Raw genomic sequence first — 11,051 nt, 5'->3', positions numbered from 1 at the left:
TGTTGATTCTCAGCGACGAGCCGCTGCTGTTCATCTACCTGTCCGCGATGGTCAGTTGGATGCGCATGCTGCCGCCGCATTACATGTTTGAGTTGCTCGGGGAAATCACCACCGAGGTGTTGCTCAACCTGCTGTTGCTGTGGGCTACCGGCGGTATGGGTGTGGCGGTACGGCTGGGCGCGCAGGTGCTGGGCAAGGTCAGGTCCGAGCGGGCACGGGAGTGGTTGGAGCAGATTGCCAAGCTGGGCGGTACGGCCCCGCTGGATAGGCATGCGGAGGTGCTTAAGCCGTTATCGCTTCAGAGTCATGCAGTGCCGGTCAAGGCTGCGGCGGTGCCGTTGAAGGCTGGCGTGGACGAGATATCCAACCCGGCACCGATGGTGCGGGAGCCGAAGACGGCGCGCACGGCGTTGGTGAAGCAGGAGCCTGTGGATGATGCGCCAGCTTCGGCGAAAAACCCCAATGGGGATGCTTCGGTCTGTTCGGCGAATACCTGTACCAATGGCTGCCCGGTTTCGATGGTTACTGGTGAGGAACTGCTGACCCTCACAGACGGCTCGTTGGAGGGTGTGCTGCCGTTTGCCTGGACGCGGTTGTATCGCAGCAGTGCGGTGGAAGTGGATTGCGGGCTGGGGTTTGGCTGGAGTCATGCGCTGGCGCAGCGGTTGGTGGTGAGCGGTGAATCGGTGGTGTGGACCGATCACGAGAACCGCAGTACGACGTTTCCCCTGCCCTCTGCTGCACGGCCGGCCATCACCAATAGCCTGGCGGAAGCGGCGATTTATCTGGGTGCTTTGCCGGATGAATGGGTGCTGGCTCAGGCGTCGCTTTTCTACCACTTCCGTGACGGTGTGCTGACGGCGATCAGCGATGCGTATGACAACCGGCTGCGTATTTCCCGTGACTATTCCGGGCGGATTCAGCGGATTGATAACGGCGTTGGTCAAGGATTGCTGCTGCGGTATGACCGCCGACATATCGTTGCCGTCGACTATCAGGTGCAGCGGGAACTGGACTGGGTTACCGAACAGAACGTTGTTTCCTACAGGTATGACGACGCTTGGCGATTGATTGAAGCGACCAACGCTGTCGGCGAAAGCGAGCGTTATCGGTACGACGATCAGCAGGTGATCCTGGAGCGCGAGCTGGCCGGTGGGGCGAGTTTCTTCTGGGAGTGGGAACGGTCTGGCAAGGCAGCGCGATGTGTCCGGCACTGGGCCAGCTTTTCGCAGATGGACACGCGGTATGTGTGGGACGACAACGGCACGGTCACCGTGCACAACGCCGATGGCAGCCAGGAAGTCTACGTACACGACCAGCGCGCACGGCTGGTGCAGCGGATCGATCCGGACGGCGCGCAGCACTTCAAATCCTACGATGAAAAAGGCCGGCTGACGGTCGAGCAGAATCCACTGGGGGCGGTGACGGCGTATCAGTACGACGACGCCGGTCGGTTGATTGCGCTGTTTCCCGGTGACGATACGCCGACGTCCTACGAGCATGACAACGGGTTCGTACGGGTTGTGCGCCGTGGTGACGCGGTGTGGAAATACCAGCGTAACGATCAAGGCGATATCACTCGCAAGACTGATCCGGACGGCAATTACACCGAATACACGTACACCCCACACGGAAAGCTTACGGGTGTTTGGTATCCGGACAACAGCAGCCAACGCTTTATCTGGAACGAACGCGGCCAGCTCATTGAGGAGAAGCTGGCGAATGGTGGTGTGCGGCGTTATCGCTATGACGAGCTGGGGCGGCAGGTGGCTTGCGAGGATGAGCATGGCGCGCTGACCCAGTATCAGTGGGACGCCGTAGGTCGTTTGCTGAAAGTGATTCAGCCTGACGGGGCCACACGCGAATTCAGCTACAACCCGTACGGAAAAATCACTGCTGAGCGCGACGAGTTGGGCCGCGTCACCCGCTACGAATACGCCGATGGTTTGCACCTGATCAGCCGTCGGATTAATCCGGACGGCACGCAGCTTAAATACCGTTATGACAATGTTCGGCTGTTACTGACCGAGATTGAAAACGAGGTCGGCGAAACCTATCGGCTTGAGTACCACGCCAACGGCCTGATACAGCAGGAAACCGGGTTTGATGGGCACCGCACCGCCTATGCCTACGACCTCGCCGGGCATCTGCTGGAAAAGATAGAATACGGCGACGATGGCAGTCAGCTGGTTACCGGTTATGCGCGCGATGCTGCCGGTCGCCTCGTAAGAAAAACCCTGCCCGACCGCAGCATTGTCGATTACACCTACGACCGTCTCGGCAACCTTCTCAGCGTCGACGACGGTCATTGGCCGCTGCATTACGAATACGACCTGCAAAACCGCCTCACCGCCGAACACCAGGGCTGGGGCACGTTGCGCTACCGCTACGACGAATGCGGGCAACTCAACTACCTGCGCCTGCCCGACAACAACCGCCTCGCTTTCCACCACGAAAAAGGCGGCGACCTCGCCACCGTCCAACTCAACGGCAACCCGCTCACCTCGCACCTGTTCAAATCCGGCCGCGAACATCAGCGCCAGCAAGGCCAACTCCTCAGCCGCTACCACTACGACGACCAGGGCCGCCTGCACGCCCACGCGATCACCCAACAGGAACAACGCTACCAGCGCCGCCAATACAACTACGACAAACGCGGCAACCTCACCCGCATCCTCGACACTCGAAAAGGCCAGCACGACTACCACTACGACCCGCTCGACCGCCTGACCCGCGCCAACCACTCGCACGACCTGCAGGAACGCTTCGTCCACGATCCGGCGGGCAACCTGCTGATGCAAGACCGCGTCGGTCCGAGCGTCGTCAAAGGCAATCGCCTGTTGATGCAAGGTGACCGCCATTACGACTACGACGCTTTCGGCAACCTCCTGCGCGAACGCCGGGGTCGGGCGCAGCAGTTAGTTACCGAATACAGTTACGACTGCCAGCATCGCCTGATCAGCGTCACCCAACCGGACGGCACCCAAGCCAGCTATCGCTACGACCCGTTTGGTCGGCGTATCGCCAAAACGATAAAAAGCCAAACCACCGAGTTCTTCTGGCAAGGCGACACGCTGATTGCCGAACACAGTGCTGATCACCACCAAAGCTATATCTACGAACCCAACAGCTTTCGCCCGTTAGCGCTGCTGAAAGGCTATGGGCCGGGAAACGTAAAACCCTTCCACTACCAACTCGACCACCTGGGTACGCCACAAGAACTCACCGCGCCCGATGGCGAAATCGTCTGGTCCGCGCACTACCGCGCCTACGGCCAAATCGCGAAGCTGGACGTCAACACCGTTACCAACCCGCTGCGCTTCCAGGGCCAATACTTCGACCCGGAAAGCGGGCTGCACTACAACCGTCATCGCTACTACAATCCGGACATTGGCCGCTACCTGACGCCTGATCCGGTGAAACTGGCGGGCGGGCTGAACGGATACCAGTACGTGCCCAACCCGACGGGGTGGGTGGATCCGTTGGGGTTGAGCTGTAAAGCTACAGCCTGCCCAGGCCAAATAGTCGCCGATGGGCCTTACAGCGAAATTGTTCCTGGTGGAGGTTTAGCTGCTCACGAAGCTGCCGGAGGACATTTGATGCAAAAGCACATTGGTAGAACTGACCAACAACTGGCAACACGTCTTAAAAATGAGCCTCATGTGCCCACGGCATCTACCTTCCCTGATCGCGCGACAGCCGAGTCAGCAATATCAAGCGTGATAGCAAGCAACAAAACTAAAATAAATTCGTTTGTTAAAGGAAAAGACAAAAAAATTGTTATTACTCAAAAGTCTCCTCAGCCAGTTGGAACTAGCCTGAAGCGAGGTGCAAAAAAAACCGTCCCCGGACGGGAGATTTACCTGATTTTGTTCAAAGATAAAAGCATGCCCAATGGCTATAGAATTCAGACCGGATATCCGAATCCATGAATAACGATTATTCACAACTGCAGCAACTTCTCGCGGGTTACTTCAATCAAGATTGGGTTGATGAGTTTGATAGTGCGGACAATGTGATTCTCAGCTTTATAGCTGAATCCTCAGCAGAAACTTTTAAAGCTGCACACCTCGAGTTAAAAGCTCTTTTACATGCCAACAAGACGGAGCAAGCGTTACAGCATCTTTTGTTCTCAGATATTGGCTGTGGCTACTATTATCCTCACGATTGGAAAAGCGGGAAATTGTGGCTGGAGCACATTGACGCGCTTTTGAGCCAAAGAGGCGAATAACTTCGATCTCTTAAGATATTTATAATAAAGAAGGTGCTCGGAAAGCCCCTTCTTCCTCCCCTATCCCACCTGCTGCAACCGCCCAGCCCGAAAATCCTTCGGCGACACTTCAAACTGCTTCTTGAACGAGCGACTAAAGTGCGCCGAATCCGTAAACCCCCACTTATACGCAATCGACGTAATCGACTCACTGCGCAAAAACGGATTGGTCAGATCATCCGCACTGCGCTTCAACCGCGCCCGCTGGATATACCGGCACACGCTGTCATCCTGTTCCTCAAACAACCGGTACAAATGCCGCACCGAGATATTCAACCGACTCGCCAACCCCACCGGGCTAAGCCCTGGCTGGGTCAATGACTCATCAATCACCTTCTGCACATAGCTGCGCAGATTGCTGCCCTGCAACCCGCCACAATCATCGCGCTCATCGTCTCCCTGCTCAAACGCCGACCCCAGCAGCGAGACAAACGCCGACTGCAACGCCTGCCCCTCCCCGACCGCGCCTTCGCCGTTCAGTGCGTCTTTGCACAGTTGATCCATCAACACATGCAACATGCGCCCGCAGGCTTTGCTCGAGGAGATTTTGCCGAAGGTCTTGGGCTGGTTGCCGAACTGTTTGCACACCTCTGCGCGGGACAAGGACAGGGACGCGTGTTCGATCAGCCCGAACGGGGTGATGTCGATGGAGCCCACCGAGTCCATCAATAACAGTTCGCCGGGGGCAAGCTGGAAGCTCTGGCCGTTTTGGGTGATCTGGCAGTAGCCGCTGCGCTGGCTGACAAGGAAGCAGTGTTGGTCGTCATCGTGGTCGGCGCGGGCCTTGGGGCGCTTGATCAGGCCGGCGTTGGTGCGCAGGCTGGCCAGGGGCAAACCGCCGCGGGAAAAGGTGCTGATGCTGCCGATGAACAGCGAGCGGTTGAAGGCCAGTTCTGTGTCGAAGTGACCGCAAACCGCGCGCAGATCCCGGGTCCAGAGGTCCAGCCCGTCTTGCCCAATCTGTTGCATGCTCATGGTTGTTTCCACCTTGGCTTTTTGTTTTTGTCGGGCAATAGTTAACATGTTATCTATATGCGCGCAACAAGTACGTGTCTGCCAAGGTGGTTGCACTATTGATGCCAAATCCGGTGGTCAGTGGGCCTGCAAGGCGCGCTGGAAACCGTTCAAGGCGTCCAGCAGCCAGGCGCGTTGCACACTGCTCAAGGCGATGTAGCGACGGAACGCCGGCATGCGGTTGACCACCTCGCTGCCGCCCATATGCTCAAGCCGCACACACCACTGGTGATCCACCAGGTCGATGCGCAGGCGCTTGAAGTCCAGCGGCATCAAGGCGCGATGCAAGGCGCTGCCCTCCTGCAATTGTGTGTGCAAAATGCCTGAAACCTCCTTGTCGCCCGACCGCTGTCGACAGCGGATTCCGGTGCGTCGAACGGCCCCGGTGTGGTGCAGTTCGAAGCTCGCCGTGCCCTGCTGCGAGGCAGGGATGCGCAGTACGAATTCGGTCATCACCAGGTGCATCAACAGCTGCGACTCGGTGCGCTCGACGATCTCCAGTTGCAGCCCGAGATTGTCCAGGGAAACCCGGGCCGTCGTCGGTCCACACACCTCATAACCGGCGAGGCCGAGGTTACGCCGCAGGTGTTCCAGCGTAACGCCGGGTCGATACCCGGCAGGCGCGCGCCGGGCGCTGAACAGCTCAGACAGTTTTTGCAGCATGGCTGATATACCCGTTGTGCGGCTGACCCGGCTCATGGGCGAACTCCTTGGCCAACACCTCTTCCACCGAGGCGGGCTTGAATGGATTGACCTTCTGCACAACCAGCGTCCAGAACAGCGCGTACGCCGCCGTGCACCCGAGCATTACGCCAAAGGGAATGTAGATGTCGGCGGGGTTCATGCCCGGCGGGGTGATAAACCACATGCCCAGCAGGATGCCGATGCTCGACAGAATCTGCGGCAGCGGAAAGAACGGCGAACGGTAGGCGCGAGGCAGATCCGGACGGCGAATCCGCAGGATCACCACCGACAGCGTCACCAGCAGATAAGCAAAGCTCCAGGCACACACGGCCGCCAGCACCAGGTGCATGATGTTGTCGGTGTTGCCGCCCAGGTACAGCGCGTGCAGGCACGGAATCAGCATCGCCACCAGAATGCACAGCAACGGTGTCTTGAAGCGCGGGTGCAGGTACGTGAAGACCTTGGGCAACGCGCCGTCGACGGCCATGCCGTACAGGATCCGTGGCACACCGGCCATCAAGGTGTTGATGGTCGCAGCACCGGCAAACAGGAAGCCGATGCCCAGCCACATCGGGCCGACGCTGCCCATCACCTGCTCGGCGAATTTCGGGATGGCCATCGGCGTATCCAGCAGGTGCACGCCGCCCGCCGCGTCGATCAATACGTTTTCCACCTGGCGTTTCATGGCCGCGCCATAGATGAACATGCACGTGGCCACCCCCAGCAGCCCCAGCACCATCGCCCTGGGCATCACCTTGGCCGAGTTGCGCAGGTCCGGCGCCAGCGGCGTGACGAATTCGCAGCCGACGAACATGAACATCGCCATGCCCACCAGCGACAGGATGGTAATCAGGTCGGTACCGACCAGGGATTCACCGAACCAGCCGTCCAGCTGCACCGCCGGGGCTGCGATCAGGCCCAGCACGCCAAACACCATCAAGGTGGTCCACATGCCGAAAGTGAGGATGATCTCGGCCCGGCCAAACGCGCTGACGCCAAACGCATTGAGCACCCCGAACACAATCACGAAGCCCACTCCCAGCAACCACGAACCGCCGGCGGATTCCGCCAGGGTGTTGAGGTGCTCGAAGTTCACCAGCGCCATCACGCCAGAGAGGATGGTTTCGGCGGTACCGGCAAACACATGCACGATCAGGTACGCCGACAAGGTGCCGGTGATCGCAAAGAACCGGCCCATGCCGCAGTTGATGTAGTCGTAGACCGAGCCGGTGGTGGGCAGGATCGAGGCGGCTTCGGCGAAGGTGGTCGCCTGGGCCAGCATCATCACCACCGCGATCAACATCGCCACCGCAAAGGCGCTGCCGCCGATGCCAAACCCCATGGTCGCAGTGAGGATCACCGGGCTGGCCATGATCAAGCCAATGGTGCTCGCCAGCGCGGTTGGAAAGCCCACCGTGCCGCGTTTCAAATGTTCGGTGAGCCGGTCGTTGATCGACATGGTGCAGATCCTCAAGAAGCGGATTTTTAGAAGTATTGGCACTCTGCGCCCGCCCTGGCTGATCGTCTTGCTCCTGGCTGCCGCCGGTTTTGTTGCTGCCTGCCACTGCTGCGCCACTGGCGGCCTGGGACAATTTCCTGGCACGCAGGGGAAAGACTTGGCCCGGTGGCGCTCGCCCTAATGCTCCCTCAATTCACCTTGTTGGGGACTATAACAATGCAGCACACACAACAAACCCGTCACCTGTACAGGGCCATCAGCCTGGGCATCGCGCTGATGATCATCGACTCATCGGCCCAGGCGTTCGAGCTGTATGCCGATGACGACACTCAGGTCACCGGCAACTTCCTGGCGGTGTACGGGATGTTCAACAGCCGCAAGAACTACGACGGCACCACCGGCGGTTCCACCTGGCGTGAAAGTTTTATCAAGTATGGCTTGAGCGTCGACCAGCGCTTCGGCGCCCTGGGCAGCGTGTATGGCACGGCCAACCTGGTCAGCTCGGGCACCTGGGGTGATGGCGATGCGTCGGGCGTGACCACCGGCAGCGAGCGCACCACCAAGTTCGACGAAGCCTTCGCCGGCTGGCGCTCGGGGGAACTGTTTCCGGCACTGGGCAAGGAGGGTGTGGACCTGTCGTTCGGCCGCCAGGTCATCATGCTCGGCGACGGTTTCATCATCAACGATGACGGCCCGAACTTCGGCAAGGGCGTGGATGACGGCAAGTTCAACCGGGGCGGCGCCTACTACATCGCCGCTCGGCATGCCTTCGATCAAACCGCAGTGCTACGCCTGGGTGGCAAGGACGGCGTGCATGGCAGCGTAATGTGGATCAAGTCCGACAACCGCGCCCAGGCCAACACTGAAATGGCTGCCGGCACCCTGGACTACACCGCCGCGCCCGGCACCCTGGGGTTGACCTATATCCACGGCATCAGCGTCGACGACCGTTATGCCAATGACCTGCAAAAACAGCGCGCCGGGATGAACATCTACAGCCTGCGGGGCGCCGGTAATGCCGGGATCGAGAACGCGCACTTTTCCTTTGAATACGCCTGGCAGGACAAGGACGCCGGCCCGGAAAAGGCCTGGTACGCCGAGGGCGGTTATACCTTCGCCGCGCTGCCGTGGTCGCCGGACCTGACCTACCGCTACAGCCGCTATTCGAAAAACTGGGATGCGATGTTTTCGGGCTTCAACCGTGGCTACGGCACCTGGGTGCAGGGCGAGGTGGCCGGCAATTATTCGGGGCCGTTCAATACCAATACTGAGGTGCAGCATGTGGCGTTGAAGGTCAAGCCGCGAGACAGCGTCACCCTGGGCGCGCTGTTCTTCGACTACAAGACGTTGAGCAAGGGCGGCATGCTCAACCTCGATGGGCGCGAACTGGACCTGTACGCGGAGTGGGCGGTGAACGAACACCTGATCGTCACGCCGCTGCTGGGTTTGTACAAGCCCAACAAGGATGAGAGCAACGGCGGCAACCAGGTGGGTGGCAATGGCACCAATCTCTATAGCCAGGTCACCGTGGCCGTGCCGTTCTAACACAGATGCAATGAGCTACCGAGATCACATGTGGGAGCGGGCTTGCTCGCGAAAGCGGTGTGTCAGTCGCCAGATGTATTGGCTGACACTCCGCATTCGCGAGCAAGCCCGCTCCCACATTGAACCTGCTTCAGCCTTCGATAGAGGTGTTCGCCCTACGGTTGCCGCTCCTCGATCCGCGCATACGCCCCCTGGTGATAGAGCAACGGCGCACGACCAAAATCATCAAACGCCACCACCTTGCCAATCATGATCCAGTGATCGCCACCATCCACCTGCTGGTACTTCTCGCAGTGAAACCGCGCCGAGCAATCAGCGAAGACCGGCGAACCGCCCTCTCCGGGCTCGAATTCGATTTCGGCAAAGCGATCGTCCCTGGGCCGGGCGAAGTTGTTCGACAGGTGGATCTGGTCGGCCGCCAGCACGTTGACCGCAAAATGGCTGGCCTGCTCGAACACCTCGTGGCTGTTGGAGCGTTTGTCGATGCTCCACAGCACCAGCGGCGGGTCCAGGGACACCGAGTTGAAGCTGTTGGCGGTGACACCCACTTTGCGCCCGCTGGCATCAGCGGCGGTGACCACCGTGACACCGGTGGCAAAGTTACCCAGGGCCCGGCGAAAGGCCCGTGGGTCGAAACTGTTATCAGACATGCAAGACTCCCGGACTGCATCAACGCGCAGTCCTGATGGTTGTGATGGCCGGGTCGGCGTCAAATCATGCTCGGATCAGGCTCGAGCCCCATCAGCTCACGCCCCAGGATCTGCGCGCACACGTCGTAATCGGTGTACGCATGGGCGCCGGTCATATGGGAATCGCGGAACAGACGCTGCATCTCGTTGTGCTCGAACCACGCATTGCCACCGGCGGCCTCGAACAAGCGGTCCACCGCCTGGATGCACATCTTGGTGGCGTATGCCTGGTTGGTACGCCAGAACGCCAGGGTCTCGCGGCTCGGGTAACGGTGCTGTTCGCTGTGTTCGGCGTGTTCCTGCCAGGTCTTTTCCAGGAACGCCCGGGCGGCGGCCACCTGGTGTGTCGACTCGGCCAGGCGCATCAACGCCGGAGTCGCCGCCCCCACTGCCGCGCCGGTGTAGGCACGTACGCGGGTCCTGGTTTTTTCGCGGAATACTTCGAGCATGCGCTCGGCCACGCCCAGGCTCACGGTGGAGAAACCGCTGGCGAAATACGGGCGATACGGCGAGTAGAAAATCTTGCTGTCGGGGTACAGACCGAAGCCGGCGGACTTGCCTTCCATCATGTCCTTGGCTTTCTGGATGCGGTGTTCTGGCACCAGAACCTTGTCGATAATCAGGGTCTTGGTGCCGCTGCCTTTCATGCCGGCGGCGAACCAGTCATCGCGAATCTGATAGTCGCTGCGCGGCAGTACCGCGAAGCAATAGTCCTGGGTGCCCTCGGCGTTTTTACGGCGGAAGCCGACAATCGCCCACTCGGCATGATCGCAACCGCTGCTCCAGCCCATTTCACCGCTGAACAGCACACCGCCCTCAACTTCTTCAGTGCGGCCAAACGGCGCGATGCTGCTGCTGGCGGTGGCATTCGGGTTATCGCCCCAGACTTCCTGCTGCAACTTGGCGGGAAACAACGCCAGTTGATGGCTGTGAGTGCACAACAGGCTCATGGCCCACGCGGTGCTGGCACAGGCGCCGGCCAGCAACGCGATGCAGTCGGCAAACTGCGGCAGGGAGATTTCCATGCCGCCAAAGGGTTTGGGTTGAAAGGCACGGTGCATGCCGATGCTCTTGAGCAGCGCAATGTTCTCGTCGGGAACCTTGCGGTCCTGCTCGGCCTGGAAGGCGTTGGCAGCGATGGTCGGCAGAATCGCCTTGAGATCTTCGAGGAGCGGGTTTGGCTTTTTCATGGACGGCCCTGCTTATTATTGGATGTCCGGCTGGCGTTCAAACTCAACGAACGGCGCTGGATGTGGGGCCAGTATGGGGCGGGCGACACCCCCGGAAAATGCACCTTCCACAGCCAAGATTGCACTTTCCACAGGCCTGGCAGCCACAGACATGTCGCCCGGCAGGCACGGACAAGCCTGGCCCGGCGGCGCTGGTTACC

General features: G+C 59.8%; 7 protein-coding genes and 1 pseudogene. 3 read left to right on the top strand and 5 right to left on the bottom strand.

The window, feature by feature from the left end:
- Positions 1-2 precede the first annotated feature (2 nt).
- Both HX811_RS24940 and HX811_RS24935 read left to right on the top strand, forming a co-directional pair.
- Positions 3-3,932, top strand: coding sequence for an RNase A-like domain-containing protein (locus HX811_RS24940; RefSeq protein WP_256344462.1), 3,930 nt, complete (start codon positions 3-5; stop codon positions 3,930-3,932).
- Positions 3,929-4,231, top strand: coding sequence for a contact-dependent growth inhibition system immunity protein (locus HX811_RS24935; RefSeq protein ID WP_134326170.1), 303 nt, complete (start codon positions 3,929-3,931; stop codon positions 4,229-4,231). Before HX811_RS24940 ends, HX811_RS24935 begins: the two co-directional genes overlap by 4 nt.
- A gap of 60 nt (positions 4,232-4,291) precedes the next feature.
- Here HX811_RS24935 and feaR read toward each other — a convergent pair whose 3' ends face one another.
- The 3 genes from feaR to HX811_RS24920 form a co-directional block, all read right to left on the bottom strand.
- Positions 4,292-5,245: a transcriptional regulator FeaR gene (feaR, locus tag HX811_RS24930; RefSeq protein WP_177047809.1), complete on the bottom strand. Its 954-nt coding sequence runs from the start codon at positions 5,243-5,245 to the stop codon at positions 4,292-4,294.
- Between the two features lie 117 nt (positions 5,246-5,362).
- Complete coding sequence (locus tag HX811_RS24925; protein ID WP_003219899.1) at positions 5,363-5,947, bottom strand: DUF3156 family protein; 585 nt, start codon at positions 5,945-5,947, stop codon at positions 5,363-5,365.
- On the bottom strand, positions 5,928-7,427 hold the full coding sequence (locus HX811_RS24920; RefSeq protein WP_177047807.1) for an APC family permease: 1,500 nt from the start codon (positions 7,425-7,427) through the stop codon (positions 5,928-5,930). Before HX811_RS24920 ends, HX811_RS24925 begins: the two co-directional genes overlap by 20 nt.
- Before the next feature lie 216 nt (positions 7,428-7,643).
- Between HX811_RS24920 and HX811_RS24915 the strand changes: the two genes are divergently transcribed.
- Positions 7,644-8,972, top strand: coding sequence for a hypothetical protein (locus tag HX811_RS24915; protein WP_177047805.1), 1,329 nt, complete (start codon positions 7,644-7,646; stop codon positions 8,970-8,972).
- A gap of 173 nt (positions 8,973-9,145) precedes the next feature.
- Here the strand turns inward: HX811_RS24915 and HX811_RS24910 are convergent.
- Both HX811_RS24910 and HX811_RS24905 read right to left on the bottom strand, forming a co-directional pair.
- A pseudogene (locus HX811_RS24910) lies at positions 9,146-9,622 on the bottom strand (flavin reductase family protein); the annotation flags it as partial.
- Positions 9,623-9,681: 59 nt separating this feature from the next.
- Entirely contained in the window at positions 9,682-10,851 is a 1,170-nt protein-coding gene (locus tag HX811_RS24905) for a p-hydroxyphenylacetate 3-hydroxylase oxygenase component (protein WP_003219889.1), read from the bottom strand.
- Between the last annotated feature and the right edge of the window lie 200 nt (positions 10,852-11,051).

It is taken from the genome of Pseudomonas sp. F8002 (assembly GCF_013385495.1).
Lineage (GTDB): Bacteria > Pseudomonadota > Gammaproteobacteria > Pseudomonadales > Pseudomonadaceae > Aquipseudomonas.
This window is presented reverse-complemented; position numbering and strand designations above follow the sequence as displayed.

Bases quoted from the DNA above. Each gene is read 5' to 3' on its own strand.
- HX811_RS24935 (WP_134326170.1), top strand. From the start codon at position 3,929: ATGAATAACGATTATTCACAACTGCAGCAACTTCTCGCGGGTTACTTC.
- feaR (WP_177047809.1), bottom strand. From the start codon at position 5,245: ATGAGCATGCAACAGATTGGGCAAGACGGGCTGGACCTCTGGACCCGG.
- HX811_RS24925 (WP_003219899.1), bottom strand. From the start codon at position 5,947: ATGCTGCAAAAACTGTCTGAGCTGTTCAGCGCCCGGCGCGCGCCTGCC.
- HX811_RS24920 (WP_177047807.1), bottom strand. From the start codon at position 7,427: ATGTCGATCAACGACCGGCTCACCGAACATTTGAAACGCGGCACGGTG.
- HX811_RS24915 (WP_177047805.1), top strand. From the start codon at position 7,644: ATGCAGCACACACAACAAACCCGTCACCTGTACAGGGCCATCAGCCTG.
- HX811_RS24905 (WP_003219889.1), bottom strand. From the start codon at position 10,851: ATGAAAAAGCCAAACCCGCTCCTCGAAGATCTCAAGGCGATTCTGCCG.